The 20,855-nt window shown below is 43.2% G+C and carries 23 protein-coding genes; 12 read left to right on the top strand and 11 right to left on the bottom strand.

Going from position 1 to position 20,855, the window contains the following annotated elements:
- Nucleotides 1–48 precede the first annotated feature (48 nt).
- On the top strand, nt 49–978 hold the full coding sequence (locus tag NX845_RS08155) for an SPFH domain-containing protein (protein WP_004734251.1): 930 nt from the start codon (nt 49–51) through the stop codon (nt 976–978).
- A gap of 3 nt (nt 979–981) precedes the next feature.
- Nucleotides 982–1,437, top strand: a complete 456-nt coding sequence (locus NX845_RS08150) for an NfeD family protein (protein WP_004734252.1) — start codon at nt 982–984, stop codon at nt 1,435–1,437.
- Nucleotides 1,438–1,473: 36 nt separating this feature from the next.
- Here NX845_RS08150 and cueR read toward each other — a convergent pair whose 3' ends face one another.
- Nucleotides 1,474–1,869 carry a Cu(I)-responsive transcriptional regulator gene (gene cueR / locus NX845_RS08145; RefSeq protein WP_017085964.1) on the bottom strand — a complete coding sequence of 132 codons (396 nt, stop codon included), beginning with the start codon at nt 1,867–1,869 and terminating at the stop codon, nt 1,474–1,476.
- 360 nt (nt 1,870–2,229) lie between these two features.
- On the opposite strand from cueR, the gene NX845_RS08140 reads away from it, so the two are divergent.
- On the top strand, nt 2,230–2,406 hold the full coding sequence (locus NX845_RS08140; protein ID WP_004734254.1) for a hypothetical protein: 177 nt from the start codon (nt 2,230–2,232) through the stop codon (nt 2,404–2,406).
- Nucleotides 2,407–2,443: 37 nt separating this feature from the next.
- On the opposite strand, the gene NX845_RS08135 is transcribed toward NX845_RS08140, so the two are convergent.
- From NX845_RS08135 to zipA, 5 genes are all read right to left on the bottom strand, one after another.
- Nucleotides 2,444–2,809, bottom strand: coding sequence for a DUF2799 domain-containing protein (locus NX845_RS08135; protein ID WP_004734255.1), 366 nt, complete (start codon nt 2,807–2,809; stop codon nt 2,444–2,446).
- Nucleotides 2,810–2,872: 63 nt separating this feature from the next.
- A complete protein-coding gene (locus NX845_RS08130; protein ID WP_004734256.1) occupies nt 2,873–4,264 on the bottom strand; it encodes a hypothetical protein in 1,392 nt (463 codons plus the stop codon).
- The gene (locus NX845_RS08125) at nt 4,245–4,400 is read right to left on the bottom strand and encodes a hypothetical protein (RefSeq protein WP_017093856.1); all 156 of its coding nucleotides are present in this window, start codon (nt 4,398–4,400) and stop codon (nt 4,245–4,247) included. Before NX845_RS08125 ends, NX845_RS08130 begins: the two co-directional genes overlap by 20 nt.
- Before the next feature lie 389 nt (nt 4,401–4,789).
- Entirely contained in the window at nt 4,790–6,802 is a 2,013-nt protein-coding gene (ligA, locus tag NX845_RS08120; protein ID WP_065681337.1) for an NAD-dependent DNA ligase LigA, read from the bottom strand.
- A gap of 92 nt (nt 6,803–6,894) precedes the next feature.
- Nucleotides 6,895–7,938, bottom strand: a complete 1,044-nt coding sequence (zipA, locus tag NX845_RS08115; protein ID WP_004734259.1) for a cell division protein ZipA — start codon at nt 7,936–7,938, stop codon at nt 6,895–6,897.
- Nucleotides 7,939–8,167: 229 nt separating this feature from the next.
- Here zipA and cysZ point away from each other — a divergent pair, with 229 nt between their 5' ends.
- The 5 genes from cysZ to crr all read left to right on the top strand — a co-directional run bounded on the left by cysZ (nt 8,168) and on the right by crr (nt 13,155).
- Nucleotides 8,168–8,926, top strand: coding sequence for a sulfate transporter CysZ (gene cysZ, locus NX845_RS08110; protein ID WP_004734260.1), 759 nt, complete (start codon nt 8,168–8,170; stop codon nt 8,924–8,926).
- A 223-nt stretch (nt 8,927–9,149) separates the two neighbouring features.
- Nucleotides 9,150–10,118, top strand: coding sequence for a cysteine synthase A (gene cysK / locus NX845_RS08105; protein ID WP_017079444.1), 969 nt, complete (start codon nt 9,150–9,152; stop codon nt 10,116–10,118).
- Nucleotides 10,119–10,420: 302 nt separating this feature from the next.
- Nucleotides 10,421–10,678 carry an HPr family phosphocarrier protein gene (locus NX845_RS08100; RefSeq protein WP_004734263.1) on the top strand — a complete coding sequence of 86 codons (258 nt, stop codon included), beginning with the start codon at nt 10,421–10,423 and terminating at the stop codon, nt 10,676–10,678.
- A 136-nt stretch (nt 10,679–10,814) separates the two neighbouring features.
- Complete coding sequence (gene ptsI, locus NX845_RS08095; RefSeq protein WP_017079443.1) at nt 10,815–12,539, top strand: phosphoenolpyruvate-protein phosphotransferase PtsI; 1,725 nt, start codon at nt 10,815–10,817, stop codon at nt 12,537–12,539.
- 106 nt (nt 12,540–12,645) lie between these two features.
- Nucleotides 12,646–13,155: a PTS glucose transporter subunit IIA gene (crr, locus tag NX845_RS08090; protein ID WP_004737851.1), complete on the top strand. Its 510-nt coding sequence runs from the start codon at nt 12,646–12,648 to the stop codon at nt 13,153–13,155.
- A gap of 578 nt (nt 13,156–13,733) precedes the next feature.
- On the opposite strand, the gene NX845_RS08085 is transcribed toward crr, so the two are convergent.
- The 4 genes from NX845_RS08085 to NX845_RS08070 all read right to left on the bottom strand — a co-directional run bounded on the left by NX845_RS08085 (nt 13,734) and on the right by NX845_RS08070 (nt 17,871).
- A complete protein-coding gene (locus NX845_RS08085) occupies nt 13,734–14,867 on the bottom strand; it encodes a flagellin (RefSeq protein WP_004736189.1) in 1,134 nt (377 codons plus the stop codon).
- Between the two features lie 297 nt (nt 14,868–15,164).
- Complete coding sequence (locus NX845_RS08080) at nt 15,165–16,298, bottom strand: flagellin (RefSeq protein WP_065681338.1); 1,134 nt, start codon at nt 16,296–16,298, stop codon at nt 15,165–15,167.
- A 122-nt stretch (nt 16,299–16,420) separates the two neighbouring features.
- Entirely contained in the window at nt 16,421–17,344 is a 924-nt protein-coding gene (locus NX845_RS08075) for a Dyp-type peroxidase (RefSeq protein WP_004734269.1), read from the bottom strand.
- A gap of 65 nt (nt 17,345–17,409) precedes the next feature.
- A complete protein-coding gene (locus NX845_RS08070; RefSeq protein ID WP_029222110.1) occupies nt 17,410–17,871 on the bottom strand; it encodes a DUF2919 domain-containing protein in 462 nt (153 codons plus the stop codon).
- A gap of 109 nt (nt 17,872–17,980) precedes the next feature.
- On the opposite strand from NX845_RS08070, the gene NX845_RS08065 reads away from it, so the two are divergent.
- A complete protein-coding gene (locus NX845_RS08065; protein ID WP_017084123.1) occupies nt 17,981–18,325 on the top strand; it encodes a DUF2956 domain-containing protein in 345 nt (114 codons plus the stop codon).
- A gap of 12 nt (nt 18,326–18,337) precedes the next feature.
- Nucleotides 18,338–18,670: a DUF4156 domain-containing protein gene (locus tag NX845_RS08060; RefSeq protein ID WP_017093259.1), complete on the top strand. Its 333-nt coding sequence runs from the start codon at nt 18,338–18,340 to the stop codon at nt 18,668–18,670.
- A gap of 105 nt (nt 18,671–18,775) precedes the next feature.
- On the opposite strand, the gene NX845_RS08055 is transcribed toward NX845_RS08060, so the two are convergent.
- On the bottom strand, nt 18,776–19,063 hold the full coding sequence (locus NX845_RS08055; protein WP_029224613.1) for a helix-turn-helix domain-containing protein: 288 nt from the start codon (nt 19,061–19,063) through the stop codon (nt 18,776–18,778).
- Nucleotides 19,064–19,268: 205 nt separating this feature from the next.
- Between NX845_RS08055 and NX845_RS08050 the strand changes: the two genes are divergently transcribed.
- Entirely contained in the window at nt 19,269–19,616 is a 348-nt protein-coding gene (locus NX845_RS08050) for an ArsC family reductase (protein ID WP_017079437.1), read from the top strand.
- Between the two features lie 99 nt (nt 19,617–19,715).
- Nucleotides 19,716–20,852 carry a succinyl-diaminopimelate desuccinylase gene (gene dapE / locus NX845_RS08045; RefSeq protein WP_017093258.1) on the top strand — a complete coding sequence of 379 codons (1,137 nt, stop codon included), beginning with the start codon at nt 19,716–19,718 and terminating at the stop codon, nt 20,850–20,852.
- Nucleotides 20,853–20,855 lie beyond the last annotated feature (3 nt).

Raw genomic sequence — 20,855 nt, 5'->3', positions numbered from 1 at the left:
AGTATCAATAGTGAACTATCAAAAACTTAAACTTACAAAGGATTTTGTATGGCTATTGATACATTGATTACTATTGGCGTCTTTACTGTCGTCGCACTACTGTTCATTTTCGCTGGTGTCAAAACCGTTCCACAGGGCAATAACTGGACCGTAGAACGCTTTGGCCGCTATACACAGACACTCAAACCAGGCCTAAACCTGATCATTCCATTTATCGATAAAGTCGGACAACGCATCAGTATGATGGAACGAGTTCTCGATATCCCAGCTCAAGAAGTCATCTCCAAAGATAATGCTAATGTCATGATTGATGCTGTCTGCTTCGTACAAGTTATCGATGCACCGAAAGCGGCTTATGAAGTCAATGACCTTGAGCATGCGATCCGTAATTTAACCCTCACCAATATCCGTACTGTACTTGGCTCTATGGAGCTGGATGAAATGCTTAGCCAGCGTGACATGATCAATACCAAGCTGCTAAATATCGTGGATGAAGCAACTAACCCATGGGGCGTAAAAGTTACTCGTATCGAAATCAAAGATGTACAGCCCCCAGCTGATTTAACCGCCGCAATGAATGCCCAGATGAAAGCTGAGCGAAACAAACGTGCCGACATTTTATCGGCTGAAGGTGTAAGACAAGCTGAGATCCTAAAAGCGGAAGGTCATAAGCAATCAGAAATCTTAAAAGCGGAAGGTCAAAAGCAAGCAGCCATCCTGCAAGCAGAAGCTCGTGAGCGTGCAGCAGAAGCAGAAGCAAAAGCGACAGAAATGGTCTCGACAGCCATCGCTCAAGGTGACATGCAAGCGGTCAATTACTTTATTGCACAAGGTTACACCGACGCACTGAAGTCTATTGGCCAAGCTGAAAACGGCAAGATAATCATGCTACCACTCGAAGCGACTGGCCTAATGGGTTCTGTTGCAGGTATCGCAGAGATGTTTGCACAAAGCAACGACAAGGGTAGTAAGGACTAACTTATGTTCGAGTTACTAGAGCAAGTAAACCACTGGCATTGGTTAGCATTTGGTCTAGCGCTGCTAGCCCTAGAGCTGGTTGGTACTGCTGGTTACTTTTTGTGGATAGGCATATCTGCCATGTTGGTCGGAGCGCTATTAGGCGCGCTACCAATCGGTTGGCAGATGCAATGGTTGTCCTTTGCGAGTTTTTCACTTATCACCACTTGGTTGTGGTGGAGAAGACAACTATCTAATGACAAGCAGTCAGACGCAGGGCGAGAGCTAAATCAAAGAGAAAAACAACTTGTAGGGCAAACAACTCGAGTCGACACTGACATTCAAAAAGGCAAGTGTCGCATCCGTCTAGGTGATACTACGTGGTCAGCTGTTAGTGCTCAGGACTTAGAAGCAGGCACAGAGGTGATTGTCACTGCTGTAGATGGCATAGTATTAACGATTACTCCAACTAAAGAGTAATTCAAGCATTCCTTATTAAAGCCATAAGTAACCAAATTATGGCTTTTTCTCTACAAGTGAATCAATGATCGGGCAATGGCTATTTGAGTCACCTGGACATTGTTCAACCCACTCTTTCAATGTCTTCTGAATTGCCAATAGATCTTCAATTTTTTTGTTTACTTCTTCCAATTTACTAAGCGCTTTTGCTTTAACGTCGGCACTTTCTCGACAAGGATTGTCAGCTAATTCAACAAGCGCACGGCACTCATCAAGCGAAAAACCAGCGCTTCTTGCTTTCGCAACGATCCCAAGCTCTTTAATCTGCTTCTTATCATAACTTCTATAACCATTTTCCGAGCGGAAAGGCGCAGTGATAACCCCTTTGTCTTCGTAAAGACGAATAGATTTCGTTGATAAGTTAGTAAGCTTAGCCGCTTCACTTATGTTCATGATATTACTCTAATAACCAGTTGCACTTTATGCGTTTATGAACCTTTACTGCCTTTGATGCAAGAAAAAATAATACGCCTAGAGTCCGTCAATACATAACAAATATAATTTGAGAAAATAAAGTCTTCTGTTTATAACCGTTTTGCTTTCAACAAAGAAAATACCTTCCATTTACGGACACTTCCAGACACCAAGAATCAATAAGTTACTGATTGATATGTTGAAATTAACTTTTGTTATTTTTCATTGAAAATTTTTATAGAACTTTGATCTTTCATCAACCGTATACATAATTGAGTATTAAGCATGACGTTTAAATGCGATTTATTTTAATTTTGGTAAGTTTAAAGGATGGCAAACATGAAACTTTTAACTTTAGCGTTAGCCTCAGTATTTATTTTTTTAGCCCCTAACTCGATTGCTCAAAACAGCGCGGGAAAAGTATTTGGTGCAGGTGTCCAGTGCACATTTAGTGACGGGGCAGTAAAACATCTCCCCCGAGAATTATGTAAGGCATATGGTGGTTCTCATCAATAAAGCTTCATTTGGTAGGTAGGGGTTAAAATACCTCAACCTACCTAACTCGGTAAAAATCAGCTCCAATAAATGCATCCCAACCTCTTTGCCACTCAGCTTTGATCATCACCTCTTGAGGCATATCCGCGCATTGATCTGTATACCTTGTCCCTGTAATCCCTTTTTCAAATGCTTTGAAGGGATCACAATACTCTGATTTTCCTTTTTCATAACCAGCAAGGTAAGCCGATTCATCAAACTCTACCTTTTCTTTGATACTTGCCAACGAGTCATTATCTATCGTATACCCGCGAGAGCCAAAGCGCTCACCTTGACCATACCAAAATTCAGAAGCTGTTTTCGGTGGAGAGGTGCATGCGGCTAAACTAAAAGCGATTAATGTAACGGCAATAATACGTTTCATAAATATCTCCTAAAAAGCAAAAAAGCTGGGCACTAGCCCAGCTTCAATTACCATGTCATCAACTTACTTTACAGAAAAAGGAATTGTTAACATAAGTTTAAAGTCTTCTTCATCTTGGAATAAGTTCGTGTAACCAGTCCAGTTTGGTGCATCGGTGTCGTTGTAGTAGTTAGTGTAGTAGAAACTAACGTTTGCGTCTTTCAAAGCACCCGCTTGAATTGCGTAGTTTGCAAAGAAGCTGTATGAGTACTCTGTTAGATCCTCGAACCCTTGAGCTTCAGAACCAAAGCCGTACGCGCCGTTCACACCAGCACTAAAGCCTTTACCACCGATATCAGAGAAATCACGAGCTGCTGATAGGAAGAAAGCAATTTCACCATCATGGTTAAAGTCAGAACGGTTATTCCACCAGATGTCATAAGCGCCATTTGAGCCACCATACTGACTAGTCAGACGGTAAGCCATATTACCAGCTAGAGCTGAATCAACTGATTCTGCTGCGGTATATGTAGCTTCAGCACGGTAAGAGTATTGACCTGAAGAAAACGCTGTTAGCATCGCAGCTTGGAATGCAGTGCTGTCATACTGCTCGTCATCATCAACTACATAAAGTTGTGGAGACCAGTATAAACCACCATCTGTGGTGCCCTTAACCTTAACATGGAAGTTCTTACGATCGCCGTCTGTCAATGCACCGTAACCAACATCAACTGAGATACCATTTTGCATAGCATAACGACCACCTATTGAGTATAGAGTACCCGCATCTTCGCCATTCGTAGTTTGGAATTCATACGTTTCTTTGAACCAAGGAGCTTTGTACTCATCAGCAACAACCAAGCCTAGAGATAGATCACCAAATGTCGCACCAACTTCACCACCCATGTAAGTACCAGGGGCAAAAGACCAGTTAACTCCTAGAGAACTTGGTACTGATGGTTGGAAATAACCAAGTTTAGCTGTAGCACTGTCACCAAACTTGAATTTAGCACTTGCTGTAGCAAACGAAACGCCGTTATCAGTACAGTCAGAATCCCAAGTACCTGAACAACCGCTATCAGAAGGGTTCTTATCATATGGGTTATCAACACCCCAAAAGTTCATCTCATGGTCTGGACCACCATTGTTCCACATGTCAAATGTTGAATAAATAACAACATCTGCACCAACAACACCACCAATATAACCAGAGTTAAAACCTAAATTAGCAAAAACTGAACCATGGTCTAGGTTAGTTACTTTTTTAGTATTGTTGCCATTCGCATCGACGTTACCGCGATCACGAGCACGCATCATGAAATTAAGATTACCGCTAATTGTAGATTCAGAGAAGAACTCAGACACTTCACCAGAATACTCAGGACCGATTGGATCTTCGGCCATAGCTGGAGCAGCAGAAAGTGCACCTACCATTGCTGCAGTAATCGCAGATACTTTAAAAAATTTGTTTTCCATGGAATAAAACTCCTAAAAATGGATATAGCTGTTTGAATATTTCCCGCCTAAAGTTGGCCGCCGTAGAGAGAAATACCTTTTCTTGTTTGAGAACCCTAAACTCTGAATTCTCTATTTCCTTTCTGGTTATGCACATCGTGTGCATCCATGGCATTAAGACTAACTTCGCCCTCAAAAAGATCAATGAGAACTTAATTTTCATCTAAAAAAATATGAGTTGGTGCAAATTTAGTAGGTACTTAGTGATCCAGATCGATAAATTGTAAAGCTCACACCCAAAAACAATAAAAACAATAAATATCAAACACTTAAGTCACCAATATTCTTATAAACATAGAAGTGACTCGCATTTTCAATACAACCACCATGGTATTTCATTAATGTTGAGCAGCGTCACTGTCCTGGTTTTAGAGTTCGTATAGGAACAAAATTCTCAACAATTAAAAAGGCATCTAATTTGTAGTAGACACAAAAAAAGCACTCCCTTTAAAGGAGTGCTTTTGAGCTTTTTTTACCTTGGTTTACTTACGAAATAAGTGCAATTAGATCTTCTTCTGTTCTTATTTCGATACCTAAATCTTGTGCTTTAGTCAGTTTAGAACCAGCGGCTTCACCAGCGAATAAGATATTCGTTTTCTTAGACACGCTACCGGTTACTTTTGCACCTAAAGCCTGCAAAGCGGCTTTCGCTTCACTGCGTCCTAATTTAGACAGTGAGCCCGTCAACACGACCACTTTGCCTTCTAACGGTAGCTCTTGGTCATCTGCAACAGCTTCGATTGTAGGCCAGTTAACACCAAGCTCTAGCAACTGCTCGACTACGGATCTGTTTTTCTCCTGCGAGAAGAAGCTCGTGAGGTGACTTGCTACGATGTCGCCAATATCTGACACTTCAACCAACTGCTCATGAGTGGCAGCTTGAACCAACTCCAACGTCTTAAAGTGCTGAGCTAAGTTCATAGCCGTCGCTTCACCCACTTCGCGAATCCCTAAAGAATAAAGAAAACGGGCTAATGTCGTGTCTTTGGCTTTATTAAGCGCACTCACTACATTCTGTGCCGATTTAGGCCCCATACGATCAAGAACCGTAATCACGCCAGCGCTTAACTTAAAGAGATCGGCCGGAGTTTCTACCATTTCACGGTCTACAAGTTGCTCGATCACCTTTACGCCAAGACCATCAACATCCAGCGCCTTTCGTGACACAAAGTGCTTAAGCGCTTCTTTACGCTGTGCCTGACAGACTAAGCCACCAGTACAACGCGCTACAGCCTCGCCTTCAACGCGCTCTACTGCAGAGTTACATACTGGGCAAGCATCAGGGAATACAATATCTTTTGCCGACTCAGGACGACGATCGAGTACCACAGCCACAATTTGAGGGATAACGTCACCGGCACGACGGATAATCACGCTATCGCCTACCTTCACACCTAAACGAGCGATCTCATCGGCATTGTGTAAAGTGGCATTACTAACCGTCACGCCGCCTACGAAGATAGGTTCCAGTTTAGCAACCGGCGTAATAGCGCCAGTACGGCCCACCTGAAACTCAACGTCATTGAGCAGGGTAATCTCTTCTTGAGCTGGGAACTTGTATGCAATAGCCCAACGAGGCGCTCGCGCAACAAAGCCTAGAGTCACTTGTGCGGCAATGTCATCAACCTTAATCACCACACCGTCAATCTCATAAGCCAGAGCATCACGACGATTCATAATATCTTGATAGTACGCTTTTACGTCCTCAAGCGAGCTTAGCTGCTTAGTTTCAGGACACATTGGTAAACCCCAGCCTTTCAGCTGCAAGAAGCGTTGATAGTGGCTATTTGAAAGCTCCGCCCCTTGCACAACACCGACACTGTAAGCGTAAAAAGCTAATGGACGCTTCGCTGTAATGCGAGAATCAAGCTGACGTAAACTACCTGCTGCGGCATTGCGAGGGTTAACAAAAACTTTGTCGCCCATCTTCAAAGCCATCTCATTCAATTTATCGAAGCCTGCTTTGGGCATAAACACTTCACCACGAACTTCAATCCGTTCTGGCCAACCTTCGCCTTGCAACTTAAGTGGAATAGAGCTGATCGTTCGTACGTTTTCAGTGATGTTTTCGCCAGTAGCTCCATCACCACGCGTTGCTGCCTGAACTAAGGTGCCATTTACATAGAGTAGGCTTACCGCTAAGCCATCAAGCTTAGGCTCACAACAGAAAGTCTTAAGATTGGCCATTGGCGCTCTATCAGACATACGCTTATTAAACGCATCCAAATCTTCATCAGAGAATGCATTGTCCAGAGAAAGCATCGGGATCTCATGAGTCACTTGAGTGAAACCATCGAGAGGCTGACCACCGACACGTTGGCTCGGAGAATCCACCGTCACAAGCTCTGGATTCTCTTCCTCGATCTTTAGCAACTGTTGCATTAATCGATCGTACTCGACATCAGGGATCTCAGGGCTATCTTCTACGTAATAACGAACGGCATGATAGTGCAGAGTTTCTCTTAACTGCTCTAAGGTAACTTGAATCGATTCTTTCATATCATTCTCTGTCGTGATTGAAATATCAAAAAGGGCTCCCTTAGGAGCCCTTTTCTATAAATATAGATTATTTACAAGGCTAAACAATACGGCTAGGCATTCGTAGCCGTCATAAAGTCTCTGATTTGCTTACGGTAGTCTGACAAACGATTGGGCGTCATTAAGTTACGTGACTCGTCCAAAACGTTTCCGCCCATATCATCAGCAATTTTCTGAGCTGCACTCAGCATTACATTAAAGTTCTGATCAGCTTGACCGTAACAAGGCAGCGTCATGAAGAACGAAATACCTTTCGTTGTAAAGTCAGCGGGATCATCATGTTCTAGAGTTCCCGGCTGCATCATGTTCGCAACACTGAAAATAACTTTTGGCTCATCGCTAGATTGTGCAAAGCAATGGTAGATAGACATCTCACCATAAGTTAGGCCGTTATTCTCCATACTACGGAAAAGTTCAGTCCCTACGAATGGGATTTCTCCTGCACAGTGAACATTAAGAACAATCACTTCTAAGCCAAGTTCTTCATCTGGCTTAGCTTCTTCAACAGGCGCGGCGCTTTGTGGAGCAACGACCTCTTTCGAAACAAGCGGTTCACTTGGCGTTAATGATTCACTAGGAACGAGTGGCTCGGTAACCGAATCCGAAGCTTCTTCAAACGAACCGTACTGCTCTTGAAAACCAGCATGACTTTCTTTTTGCTCATCAGTCAATTCAAAGCTTGGAACCTCTGGTTCAGTGGCCTCTTGTATGTCTTCAGGTTCACTCTCGATCTGAACTGGTTCTTCTTTAACACTGAAAGAAGGAAGATCATTCAATTCGATGTCGTCTTCGATAACTTCTTTCGTTTGTGGCGCTGTAAGTGGATCTGAGTCAATCAGCGGATCAGTCTCAGATGGTGAGACTGCAAAATCCGGCTCTTTACGCTCTTTTCGGATTATCTCAAAATCATCTTCTGGGGCGAATGAACGGTTTGGGATCGTTTCTGCTTCATCTAAGCTGTCGTTATCAAGCTTACCAAGCGGCTTATCTCCAAACTTTGCTTTCCCTTCTTTTTTACTCGTCCATAGACCATGGAACAATAATGCGGCGATAGCTAATGCGCCAACAATAATGAGTACAAATCGCAATTCCTGCATTTTTCGCTCTCAGCTTTCTTAGTCGACTAGCTACAAACACGCTGTCACTAAGTTGGGTTAATTTGGCTAATCTCACTACTCTATCAAAAGTAGCCACTGTTTTAGAACAACTTAATACAATTAGTTCCTTACATGGTGTGATTTTCACCACGCTTTTTTTCTTAATTTCGGTCTAGTACACTAGGGATGTTTGCTATTTAACCAAATTCACATGTGACCCAATTTAAATATGACTATTGAATCTGTTCCCCGCTCAGGCTTTGGCTATTTTATTTTCGGAATAAAAATCGCTTTGTCGCCGAGCATTCGTAAGTTTGTACTAATGCCACTTATTGCTAACGTGTTACTCGTTGGTGGTGCCTTGTTTTATATCTTCTCCAACCTAAACACTTGGATTGAGGGCTGGATTGGCGCATTACCAAGCTTTTTGTCGTGGTTGTCATACATTCTATGGCCACTACTTGTGTTAACCGTCTTAGCCACGTTTTCATATTTCTTTAGTACGCTAGCTAACTTCATTGCCGCACCTTTCAATGGGTTGCTCGCAGAAAAGGTAGAAGAGCTACTCAGTGGCAAAAAAGTGAATGACGATGGTTTGCTGGATGCACTCAAAGATACTCCACGTATTTTAGCGAGAGAATGGCGCAAGCTTGTCTACATTCTGCCAAAAGCGATAGGTTTATTCCTACTTTTGTTAATTCCAGCACTGGGACAAACCGTTGCACCGTTTTTATGGTTCATTTTCACAGCATGGATGTTAGCGATCCAGTACGCCGACTATCCATTTGATAACCACAAAATCAAATTTGATGATATGAGAAACAATTTGAAACAAAAACAAGGTAAGAGCTATAGCTTCGGTGCACTTGTGTCTGTTTTCACAACGATTCCAATTTTAAATCTGATCGTCATGCCCGTTGCCGTCTGCGGTGCTACTGCAATGTGGGTTGCTGAGTTTAAAGACCAAGCTCTGCGCTCTCGTCTATAACCTTCATTCTCTCTTTAACAACGCCTATCTTTTTGAAGTTCTGAACACAATAAAGATAGGCGTGAACTCTGCTACATATCTATATGATATAACTTTTTAATCCTTTTACCTTTTTTTCAACTTGTTTAATCTAAATTCAAGCTAAACAAACATCGAAAGACACTAGACGGTAAAGTGATTGATATACTACGTTTAGTTCTGTCATTAAATGAAGGAATATCGCATGAGCAAGATCTACGAAGACAACACCCTAACGATTGGTAACACACCGCTAGTCCGCCTTAACAAAGTAAGCAAAGGCAACGTTCTAGCTAAGATTGAAGCTCGTAACCCAAGCTTCAGCGTTAAGTGTCGTATCGGTTCAAACATGATCTGGGAAGCAGAAAAAGCAGGAACTTTAAAACCAGGTATCGAGCTTGTTGAACCTACCAGTGGTAATACAGGTGTTGCTCTTGCATTCGTAGCAGCCGCTCGCGGTTACAAGCTAACGCTAACGATGCCTGAGTCAATGAGCCTAGAGCGTCGTAAGTTGCTTAAAGCACTAGGTGCAAACTTAGTACTGACTGAAGCACCAAAAGGCATGAACGGCGCGATAGCTAAAGCAGAAGAAATTGTCGCTTCAGACCCAGAAAAGTATCTGCTACTTCAGCAATTCAACAACCCAGCTAACCCACAAATTCACGAGAAGACAACTGGCCCTGAAATTTGGGAAGCAACAGATGGCGAAATCGATGTATTTGTCGCTGGCGTAGGTACCGGCGGTACGCTTACTGGTACAAGCCGTTACATTAAAGGCGAGAAAGGTAAAGCGATCACTTCAGTAGCGGTTGAACCAGCAGAGTCTCCAGTGATTGCACAAGCGCTTGCTGGCGAAGAAATCAAACCAGCTCCACACAAAATCCAAGGTATTGGTGCAGGCTTTATCCCTGGAAACCTAGATTTAGACCTTATCGACCGTGTAGAGCCAGTAACTTCTGAAGAAGCGATTGAGATGGCTCAACGCCTAATGAAAGAGGAAGGTATTCTTGCGGGCATCTCATCTGGCGCAGCGGTAGTAGCGGCGAACAGAATCGCGGAACTACCTGAATTTGCAGGAAAAACCATTGTCACCGTACTGCCAAGCTCTGGCGAACGTTACCTAAGTACAGCCCTATTTGCAGGCATCTTTACGGAGAAAGAGAACCAACAATAATATGTGGTCAAATCAATTTTTCGTCCAAAAAAGCCCCGTTTAGGGGCTTTTTTGTTGATCCCTGCCCCACCTTTGGTAATATCGGGTCTGTTTTATTTTTCGCTTCAAAATAAAAGAAGCAATAAACAAATTCTGAAAGTCATGAGTACTCAATAAAAGACGACCATGGCTGGATAAAAATTTATAACCAGTCTAAGTTCTAACACGAACATGGCGTACTAGCCTCTAGCGCATTTGGGCTAAAGCAGTTAAGCTAATCTGGTTACAAACTTACAAAAAATAAATTAATTGGGGTATATAAAATGTACGAGAAGCAAGTAGAAATCACAGCAGAAAACGGCCTTCACACACGTCCAGCTGCACAGTTCGTTAAAGAAGCAAAATCTTTCGACGCTGACATCACAGTGACTTCTAACGGCAAAAGCGCTAGCGCTAAAAGCCTGTTCAAACTACAAACTTTAGGCCTAGTAAAAGGTACTAACGTAACTATTTCTGCTGAAGGCCCTCAAGCTCAGCAAGCAGTAGACCACCTAGTTGCTCTTATGGATCAACTACACTAATACGGTCTCCTTCTTTCAAAGCCATTTTGCACAGCAAAGTGGCTTTGTTCGAAATAGATAGCGATAAGCGCGACATTAGTCGACGACTTAAAGTCACACATTCTCCCGTTTACAGTTGAACAACTAAGGTAAGGCTATGATTTCAGGCATCCTAGCATCTCCTGGTATTGCTTTCGGTAAAGCACTACTACTTCAAGAAGATGAAATTGTCCTAAACACTCAATCTATCTCAGACGATCAAGTTGAAGCAGAAGTTCAGCGTTTTTTTGACGCTCGTAACAAATCTTCTCAACAACTTGAAGTTGTAAAGCAAAAAGCACTTGAAACTTTTGGCGAAGAAAAAGAAGCAATCTTTGAAGGCCATATCATGCTGCTTGAAGATGAAGAGCTAGAAGAAGAGATTTTAGCACTCATCAAGAAAGACAAAATGCACGCAGACAACGCGATCTACACAGTGATCGAAGAGCAAGCTGTTGCACTTGAGTCACTTGATGATGAGTACCTAAAAGAACGTGCGACTGATATCCGTGATATCGGTACTCGCTTCGTTAAAAATGCACTGGGCATTAACATTGTGTCTCTAGCAGATATCAATGAACAAGTTATCCTAGTTGCTTACGACCTAACGCCATCTGAAACTGCACAAATCAACCTAGACTACGTTCTTGGTTTCGCTTGTGACATCGGCGGTCGTACATCTCATACATCAATCATGGCACGTTCACTTGAGCTTCCAGCTATCGTAGGTACTAACGATATCACTAAGCAAGTTAAGAACGGCGACATGCTTGTGCTAGACGCGATGAACAATAAGATCATCATCAACCCTTCTGACGCTGAATTAGCAGAAGCTAAGAAAATCAAATCTGATTTTGAAGCAGAAGCGGCTGAACTAGCAAAACTTAAAGACCTACCAGCTATCACACTTGATAACCATCAAGTAGAAGTTTGCGGCAACATCGGTACAGTTAAAGACTGTGACGGTATCCTGCGCAACGGTGGCGAAGGTGTTGGTCTGTACCGTACTGAATTCCTATTCATGGACCGTACTGCACTTCCTACTGAAGAAGAGCAATACGTTGCTTACAAAGAAGTAGCTGAAGCAATGCACGGTGAGTCAGTGATTATCCGTACTATGGATATCGGTGGCGATAAAGATCTTCCATACATGGATCTTCCACAAGAGATGAACCCTTTCCTAGGCTGGCGTGCAGTACGTATCAGCTTGGATCGTCGTGAAATCTTACGTGACCAACTACGCGGCATTCTTCGTGCATCTGCACACGGTAAGCTACGTATCATGTTCCCAATGATCATTTCTATCGAAGAGATCCGTGAACTGAAAAAAGCAATCGAAGAGTACAAAGTTGAACTTCGCGCTGAAGGTCATGCTTTCGATGAAGACATCGAAATTGGCGTAATGGTTGAGACTCCAGCAGCTGCTGCAATCGCACACCACCTTGCTAAAGAAGTGGCTTTCTTCTCTATCGGTACTAACGATCTAACGCAATACACTCTTGCAGTTGACCGTGGTAACGAGATGATTTCTCACCTTTACAACCCACTGTCTCCAGCGGTTCTTCTTGTAATCAAGCAAGTAATCGATGCTTCTCATAAAGAAGGCAAATGGACAGGTATGTGTGGCGAGCTAGCAGGCGATGAGCGTGCAACTCTACTTCTTCTTGGTATGGGTCTAGATGAGTTCTCTATGAGCGGTATCTCTATCCCTAAAGTTAAGAAAGTAATCCGTAACTCTAACTTCGCAGAAGTTAAAGCTATGGCTGACGAAGCACTATCTCTACCTACAGCTGCAGAAATTGAAGCTTGCGTAGAAAAATTCATCGCTGAGAAAACTCAGTAATCACCAAGAGCTTAATAAAGTTAGACGGCTAAAAATAGTCGTCTAATTTGTTAGATTGGTATAGTATATTCTACAGAATAAAACTAAACGTTAGGAGCATGACACAATGGGTCTGTTTGACAAACTGAAAAAGCTTGTATCTGATGACAGCGCTGATGCTGGTGCAATCGAAATCATCGCACCTCTTTCTGGTGAAATCGTAAACATCGAAGACGTGCCAGATGTAGTTTTCGCTGAAAAAATCGTTGGTGACGGCATCGCTATCAAACCAGCTGGCGATAAAATGGTAGCTCCAGTTAACGGTACTATCGGTAAGATCTTCGAAACTAACCACGCATTCTCTATCGAGTCTGACGACGGTGTTGAGCTTTTCGTTCACTTCGGTATCGATACTGTTGAACTTAAAGGCGAAGGCTTCACTCGTGTTGCTGAAGAAGGTCAATCTGTTAAAGCTGGTGACACTATCATCACTTTCGACCTAGCGCTTCTAGAAGAGAAAGCGAAATCTACGCTTACTCCAGTTGTTATCTCTAACATGGACGAAATCAAGGAGCTGAACAAGCTTTCTGGTTCTGTAACTGTTGGCGAAACTCCAGTTCTTAAAGTAACTAAGTAATCTCGATTACTTAACTGCTTTAATTAAAACGCTACCTAAGGGTGGCGTTTTTTGTGCCTGCTATATTTGTTCAATACCTCAGATAGGCATTACTGACTATCACACCGAAACCCTTCTCCTAGCTCCCTCAACCAATGACAACTACACTGACCGTTTGTCCCCTGCTATCCGACCTAGTTTTTTACTAAACGTTGTTAAGCGCTATTCAAGGCATTTCGCCTATACATCAAATTACACTTGTGAATTTTAACAAACAGAGATCTCTGATATCTCGTTCTACTCGATTCTGAGATGACGACTAAAGACTTCGATTCAGGTAGGCAATGAGTCAAATACCTCTCTATCGCCGTCATTCCCTACAGCGAGGAACGAACGTGATAGGGAGTCTCGCTTTTACTCCTGCTTACCAACATTGCACTTTTCTAGATACACCTTCGCCAAATTACAGGCAATAAAAAACCCAGCCGAAGCTGGGTCTGTTTAGCGCTCATCTCTCACCACGAGCTAATTTGTGGAAGCCTTACGTTAACACTTATGATTCAATAACGCTTAATAAGTCAACGTGGCTTTTTAATCGATTAACCTAGTAGGCTAAGTGCCGAGTTCGGAGCTTGCTTCGCTTGAGCAAGGATCGAGCTTGAAGCTTGAGAAAGGATCTGAGACTTAGTCATCTGAGTCGTTTCTTTCGCGAAATCGGTATCTTTAATACGGCTCTTAGATGCATTAACGTTTTCGTTAATGTTGTCTAAGTTGCTGATAGCGTGGTCGAAACGGTTTTGGAAAGCACCCAGTTCAGCACGGTGGCTGTCTACGTACTTAAGTGCCGCATCGATTACTGCTACAGATTCTTGCGCGCCGCCAACTGATGTTACGTCGATAGTATCAACGGTTACATCTTTGCCAGGTTGCATGCCTAGTTCACCAGCAAGGCTGCCAGAGAATGCTACTTCGCCTTCAACTTTGTTGTTACCAGTAAACATTTGTAGCTTACCGTCTTCAGTTACAGACGCTTTAACAGAGTCTTGTTGACCGTTGATGTACGTTGCTAGCTCTTCGATGTCGTCGCCCGCTTTCGCAGACACATCGATTTCTTGTGCTTGGCCGAAGTTATCAGTGAACGACATTTTTAGGTCGTTTGCGCCAGCTTGAACGTTCCAGTCTTTGTCTTTCGCGTTCTCAGTTTGGTAGCTCTTACCACCCATCTGAGCGTTATCAGAGCGCATGTCTTTCAGTTGAAGCATTACCGCTTCACCGTTGTCCGCACCGATTTGGAATGATTTAGTACCGTGAGTACCGTTAAGCAGCTTATTGCCACCGAAAGACGTTGTTTCCGCGATACGGTTCAGTTCGTCGTTCAGTGCTGTTACTTCTTCTTGAATCGCTACACGCTCTGATTTTGAGTTTGAGCCGTTTGAAGATTGTAGAGACAAATCACGCATACGTTGCAGGATGTTCGTTGTCTCGTTCATTGCACCTTCAGCAGTTTGTGCAATTGAGATACCGTCGTTCGCGTTACGTACAGCAACATCAAGGCCGCGGCTCTGAACGTTCAAACGGTTCGAGATTTGTAGGCCCGCAGCGTCATCTTTCGCGCTGTTGATTTTAGAGCCTGAAGCTAGACGCTCCATTGATGTTTGTTGTGCGCTGTTTGCGTTGTTTAGGTAACGTTGCGCTGTCATCGCTGAAACGTTTGTATTTACATTCACTGCCATGGTGATTTCTCCAATTGATTTTCCGGTATAGCGGTTTCCGACGTCTCGGAAAACCAAGTAGTTATCTCTAAGTTACTATTAATAACGGCGTGAATGCCGAAACCTTTAGGAAAAAAACAACAAAATTAACGAAATAGAGAGAAAGGGGAAGAAAGCGTGACTGGCAGTAAAATTATCAAAAAAAGATGAGAAAAACGCTAAAGTTGTCGATAAGTTGGTCGAGCGAAAAGTTGTGCTTTTATTAACCAAAGGGCTTTAGTTAAGCTGAATTACCTTTATAAAATTTGAGGAAATTTATTAGCCCAGAAGCGTTAAAGCTAGATTGGGCGCTTGCTTAGCTTGAGCCAAAATAGTAGTACTGACTTGTTGTAGTATTTGTTGCTTAAGCATTTGAGTGGTTTCTTTGGCGTAATCGGTATCTTTGATTCGGCTGTTGGATGTCGCCAAGTTCTCATGAACATTTTCAAGGTTATTGATGGCATGATCAAAACGATTTTGCATTGCCCCTAGTTCAGAACGATGACTATCAACATACTTCATCGCTGTATCCAAAATAGAGACAGCACGCTGCGCGCCACCTACATCAGTGACATTGATGTCATCGACTGATTCGTAATAACCCGCCGACATCGAAAGCTCACTGGCTAACGAACCTGAGAAAGAGATCGTGCCTGCAGTGTCTTCGCCAGACATATAGATCTGAAGCTGCCCTTCATCATTGACGGAAGCAGAGACGAGATTCGTTTGACCATTAATATAAGTCGCCAACTCTTCAATATCATCACCTGCTTTAGCATTAATGGTGAGCTCTTGTGGCTGACCAGAACGGTCGGTAAACGACATCGTCATATCATTCTGGTTGGATTTGACTGCCCACGAGTCACTTGCCATGCCATTGGCGACATAGCTAAAACCACCCATGTTGATGTCATCGGTACGCATATTTTTCAAACCTATCTGCACCGCTTCACCAGAACTGCCACCGATTTGAAATGAAGAACTACCAAAGCTACCGTTAAGGAGTTTTTTACCACCAAACGAGGTGGTTTCAGCAATTCGATTCAACTCATCATTTAGAGCTGTCACTTCTTCTTGAATAGCCGTCCTTTCCGACTGGCTATTCGAACCATTGCTCGCCTGCAGTGACAAATCTCGCATACGCTGCATGATATTGGTGGTTTCATTCATCGCTCCTTCTGCTGTCTGCATAATGGAGATACCGTCGTTAGCATTTCGAACCGCAACATCAATGCCACTCATCTGTGCTTCTAATCGATTCGAGATTTGTAAGCCAGCCGCATCATCTTTTGCACTATTAATACGGCTCCCTGAAGCTAAGCGCTCCAAAGATTGATTCAGCATGTTATTAGCATTAGAGAGGTTTCTCTGAGCCACTAGCGCTGAGACATTTGTATTAACAGTTATAGCCATAGACCTTCACTTACAAAAAGATGAATAAAACTCACGATTGCTCTTATATCGACCAGTTCATCTAAAGCTTTAATAAAAAAAGGAGCCCTGAGGCTCCCGTTCTTTACGGCATACGAGGTGATTTACTTAATCGTTAATGCACTCAACATGTCAGTCGAAGGCGCAAAGTAGTAAGCGCCTGTCACTGCTTTAGTAAAGCGAAGCAGTTGGTCTGTTTTACCATCTGTTACGCCGTACATGCTCTCTAGCATCGCATCGAAGTTATGACGAACATTACAGTAAGCAATGAACAGTAAGCCGTGATCGCCCGTAGCGGTACCGTAAGGTAGGCTGTGACGAACAATCTTAAGACCCTTGCCTTCTTCTTTGATATCTACGCGACCAACGTGAGACGCCGCTGGAACATCATCTAGCTCGATAGAGTCCGGTTTAGTGCGGCCAACCACTTTCTCTTGCGCTGAGACATTCAATCGATTCCAAGCCGGCAGGTTGTGCACAAAACGCTGCACCATCACATAACTACCACCAGCGAATTCACCTTCAGGAACAATCGCTACTTCAGCGCGCTGTGCGTCTTTTGGGTTTTCAGTGCCATCAACGAAATCAGTCATGTCACGAGAATCTAGGAAGCGGTAACCGTAGGTTTCATCAACTACTTCAACGTCCACAGCTACTTCAGATAGCAATTTACGTAAGATAAAGAAGTGCAGGTCATGTCGATTTGAATGGCAGTGAATCAGAACATCAGACAATGTGCTCGGTGCAGTGACATCACCTTCACCAAGCGCAGGGAAATCAATCAAATCAGAGGGAGCAGCTTGCTCGAACTTATCCCAAAAAGCTTTTGAAAACGCAACCGATGCCGTTAAGTTTGCGTCTGGTTGAGTTTGGTTTAGTTCGTCGATTAAACTCGGAAGCTTTTGAAGTTCCGCTAATACGTTAGCAGCGTTCTCATTCACTTTTAGTTGAACATAAAGAGCGAAAGGCCCTGCTTCTGGCAAGATAGCACTTTGAATTTTAGGCTGCTCATTTGAGGTGTTAAGCATAGATTAATCCTTTCATTTTTAGCTTCTAAGTATAATTGTGAATGGGGCAAATGTTTTGATGAAAATCAGTCTTCGTGCTCAACCACTTTAAAGCAATCCCTGGCGGCATGGCTATTGGTTAGATAAAGCGCTAACCATAGGAGCAACAATAGGGTGATAGCATTAGACCAACGGAACCATCCGTTATCTAAATAGATTAAATAAAGTGTATGGGTTCCTTGTGCCAAGATAGCCATCATGGAGACCCAACGTCCCCATGAAACCACTTTATTAAGGCGCTTTCTATCTGGTGATCTGAGTCCAAACAACCACATGAGTAACAAGCTCGGAATACTCAATGCAATCCCAACATAAAACATTTGATGATCTGGATAGATGATTTCGAGGATATCAGTGCCCGACTCTCGGCTTGCACCTGCAACAATGAAAACGACCAAAGCTTTCGCCAGAAATAGCCAACCTAACCATAATAGGATTGGGGCTTTTAAAAAGCCGTGCTTGTCGTATTGTTCTATGGAGTACCGCACAAATCTCACTTTCACTTATTTTCAAACCAACACTTTAACGCAAATCATTCATACTTAACTAGGTTTGCGTTATCTTATTGGTTAATCCGTTTTAATTATCGAACTCAGTATGAAAAAGAAAACTAATACACCATCTGTTGAATCTCAACAAGAAGCACTGAAGATAGCCAAAGCGACGCAAAAGCCAGCTCAAACCAAAGAACAAACCAAGTTGATTGCTCAAGGTATCGAGAAAGGCATCGCACTCTATAAAAAGCAGCAGAAAGAGCGGGGCCGCCAAGCCGATAAAGCTAAAAAGCGCGTACAGAAAGAGAAGCAGACTCTACAAGCGAACCAAGACCAAGAACAGAATGTCGACTCGGATAATGAAACAACATCAAATCACGCCAGTAAATTGCCGTGGTTATTATTGTTCGCTAGCTGGATAGGCTTCGCGATTTATTTGATGAAATAACAGGATAAGCGTATGAAAAAGGAATTAATCGCTTTGGCTATGAGTAGCGTGTTACTCGGTTGCACGACACCAACATCAACGCCTCATAGCGAAGCTGCCAACGTGCAAATGGATTACCATGGCGTGATTAATATCGATAAATGTAAGTATAAAGGGGAAGTCACTGGCAGCGAGGGCCATTGGTATAGTTACCTGTTTTACCCAAATGACACCTTGATTCAGGGCGCCATGAATGAGCTCAAGTCAAATACGATTGAGCTAGGTGCAGATACCGTGATATTTACACTTCCCCAAGACTTTTCCACTTCCGTGACTATGTTGGGCACTGCCTATCTGTGTAAGTAGGTAGAAACTGTATAAGTAGGTAGAAACATAGTTAGATAGCTCAGCGCTCAAATGAGCGAGATGCTTCTACTTCTACTGCAAAAAAGAAAGCCAGCTTTCGCTGGCTTATGCACTAAATCCAAGGCTTATTGCTATATCGCCTTTACGCTGGATAACCCATTGACTGTCAAATGGACCCCAGTCGGATAACTGGTAATAGCCATCATTATGACGTCGCCCATCTTGAACAAACATAAGTTCGATACCGATCCCCGGTAACGCCTTGAGTACATCTTGAATAGTACGACGAGGCCAACCCGTTTTTTCGATGAGTTTAGGCACATTTGGCCTATCAAGGCTTTCCACTAACAATGCTAAATATAGCCGCCTTGCAAAAACAGGACTCAACTCCATTGACACCTCCTATATATGTGCAACTCAATTATTTCTTTTTTCGCTGACAACATGTTGAGGTTGATCAATAAGTCTCCAATAGTGACATTTTCTTACTGTTTTTTTTCACTCTATGAAATATTCCTCACTCTATTTTGTCTGAATTGCAGCTTCCTGATAGGATTCAACTCATAACAGCGAAATAAAATCACCCAAAGGAAGAACAATGACTATCACTATGTTTGGCATTCCGAACTGCGACACCATTAAAAAAGCAAAGAAATGGCTCGAAGCTGAAGGGATCAAGTTCGAATTTCACGATTATCGTAAACAAGGCATCACTGAAGAGTTGGTTACGACCTTCTGTTCAGAACTTGGCTGGGAACTTGTATTGAACAAACGTGGTACGACTTATCGCCAACTTTCACAAGAACAGAAAGATACATTAACGGAAGACAAAGCCGTGACTCTGCTTGTTGAGCAACCAGCAATGATTAAGCGACCAATCCTAAAAGTAGACGGCAAGCTCCATATCGGATTTAAAGCCGACCAATACGCTGCTATTTTTGCTTAGAGCACTGTATTTAGATAGACAGACTACTGGACGTTGATCATTAAATCAGCGCCCTAATAATTAATGATTAGACGTTTTATTTAAACAAGGAATTCAAGGATGACAGATAGCCCAACTTTGGCTCTGGCAAAAGACCTCATTAGCCGCCAATCAGTAACCCCTGAAGATGCAGGCTGCCAAGATTTAATGATTGAACGCTTAAAAGCACTCGGCTTCGAAATCGAAGTGATGGTATTTGAAGATACGACGAACTTCTGGGCTCGCCGTGGTACTGAAGCGCCTCTGTTTGCTTTTGCTGGTCACACTGATGTAGTGCCTGCTGGCCCAATCGAACAGTGGCACACCAAGCCATTCGAACCGACTATCGTAGACGGTTTCCTACATGGCCGTGGCGCTGCGGATATGAAAGGCTCTCTGGCTTCAATGATTGTTGCAGTCGAGCAATTCATTGCTAAACACCCAGACCACACAGGCTCAATCGGTTTCCTTATCACGTCAGATGAAGAAGGTCCTTTCATCAACGGTACGGTACGTGTTGTGGAAGCTCTGATGGCTCGTGGCGAGAACATCGACATGTGTATTGTTGGTGAACCATCAAGTACTGAGTATGTTGGTGACGTTGTGAAGAACGGCCGTCGTGGTTCTATCACTGGCGATCTAACAGTTAAAGGCACACAAGGTCATGTTGCCTATCCTCACCTAGCGAACAACCCGGTACACAGCTCTCTGCTTGCGATCAATGAACTGGCTACTACCGAGTGGGACAAAGGTAATGACTACTTCCCACCAACCAGCTTCCAGATCCCAAATGTAAGTGCGGGCACGGGTGCGTCAAACGTCATTCCTGGTGAATTTAATGTTCAGTTTAATCTTCGCTTTAGTACAGAATTAAACAACGACATCATCGTTGAACGAATCACAACTACACTCGACAAGTACGATTTCGAATACGATTTGAAATGGACATTCAATGGCGACCCGTTCTTAACCGACGCAGGCTCACTGCTTGATGCGATTGTTGATGCCGTTGGCCACGTTAATGACGTAAAACCAGCACTACTGACTACAGGTGGTACATCTGACGGCCGCTTTATCGCGCGCATGAAAGGGCAAGTGGTAGAACTAGGTCCGGTTAATGCAACCATTCACAAGGTTAACGAATGCGTGAAAGTGGCTGACTTAGAGAAACTAACCGACATGTACGAAAGAACACTAGTGAACCTGTTCGCTAAATAGCTC

Origin of the sequence: Vibrio sp. NC2, from assembly GCF_025195005.1 — a bacterium.
GTDB lineage: Bacteria > Pseudomonadota > Gammaproteobacteria > Enterobacterales > Vibrionaceae > Vibrio > Vibrio splendidus.
Note: the sequence above shows the minus strand (reverse complement) of the source record. Positions and strands in the feature narration are given on the sequence as shown.

Bases quoted from the DNA above. Each gene is read 5' to 3' on its own strand.
- NX845_RS08155 (WP_004734251.1), top strand. From the start codon at position 49: ATGGCTATTGATACATTGATTACTATTGGCGTCTTTACTGTCGTCGCA.
- NX845_RS08150 (WP_004734252.1), top strand. From the start codon at position 982: ATGTTCGAGTTACTAGAGCAAGTAAACCACTGGCATTGGTTAGCATTT.
- cueR (WP_017085964.1), bottom strand. From the start codon at position 1,869: ATGAACATAAGTGAAGCGGCTAAGCTTACTAACTTATCAACGAAATCT.
- NX845_RS08140 (WP_004734254.1), top strand. From the start codon at position 2,230: ATGAAACTTTTAACTTTAGCGTTAGCCTCAGTATTTATTTTTTTAGCC.
- NX845_RS08135 (WP_004734255.1), bottom strand. From the start codon at position 2,809: ATGAAACGTATTATTGCCGTTACATTAATCGCTTTTAGTTTAGCCGCA.
- NX845_RS08130 (WP_004734256.1), bottom strand. From the start codon at position 4,264: ATGGAAAACAAATTTTTTAAAGTATCTGCGATTACTGCAGCAATGGTA.
- NX845_RS08125 (WP_017093856.1), bottom strand. From the start codon at position 4,400: ATGTGCATAACCAGAAAGGAAATAGAGAATTCAGAGTTTAGGGTTCTC.
- ligA (WP_065681337.1), bottom strand. From the start codon at position 6,802: ATGAAAGAATCGATTCAAGTTACCTTAGAGCAGTTAAGAGAAACTCTG.
- zipA (WP_004734259.1), bottom strand. From the start codon at position 7,938: ATGCAGGAATTGCGATTTGTACTCATTATTGTTGGCGCATTAGCTATC.
- cysZ (WP_004734260.1), top strand. From the start codon at position 8,168: ATGACTATTGAATCTGTTCCCCGCTCAGGCTTTGGCTATTTTATTTTC.
- cysK (WP_017079444.1), top strand. From the start codon at position 9,150: ATGAGCAAGATCTACGAAGACAACACCCTAACGATTGGTAACACACCG.
- NX845_RS08100 (WP_004734263.1), top strand. From the start codon at position 10,421: ATGTACGAGAAGCAAGTAGAAATCACAGCAGAAAACGGCCTTCACACA.
- ptsI (WP_017079443.1), top strand. From the start codon at position 10,815: ATGATTTCAGGCATCCTAGCATCTCCTGGTATTGCTTTCGGTAAAGCA.
- crr (WP_004737851.1), top strand. From the start codon at position 12,646: ATGGGTCTGTTTGACAAACTGAAAAAGCTTGTATCTGATGACAGCGCT.
- NX845_RS08085 (WP_004736189.1), bottom strand. From the start codon at position 14,867: ATGGCAGTGAATGTAAATACAAACGTTTCAGCGATGACAGCGCAACGT.
- NX845_RS08080 (WP_065681338.1), bottom strand. From the start codon at position 16,298: ATGGCTATAACTGTTAATACAAATGTCTCAGCGCTAGTGGCTCAGAGA.
- NX845_RS08075 (WP_004734269.1), bottom strand. From the start codon at position 17,344: ATGCTTAACACCTCAAATGAGCAGCCTAAAATTCAAAGTGCTATCTTG.
- NX845_RS08065 (WP_017084123.1), top strand. From the start codon at position 17,981: ATGAAAAAGAAAACTAATACACCATCTGTTGAATCTCAACAAGAAGCA.
- NX845_RS08060 (WP_017093259.1), top strand. From the start codon at position 18,338: ATGAAAAAGGAATTAATCGCTTTGGCTATGAGTAGCGTGTTACTCGGT.
- NX845_RS08055 (WP_029224613.1), bottom strand. From the start codon at position 19,063: ATGGAGTTGAGTCCTGTTTTTGCAAGGCGGCTATATTTAGCATTGTTA.
- NX845_RS08050 (WP_017079437.1), top strand. From the start codon at position 19,269: ATGACTATCACTATGTTTGGCATTCCGAACTGCGACACCATTAAAAAA.
- dapE (WP_017093258.1), top strand. From the start codon at position 19,716: ATGACAGATAGCCCAACTTTGGCTCTGGCAAAAGACCTCATTAGCCGC.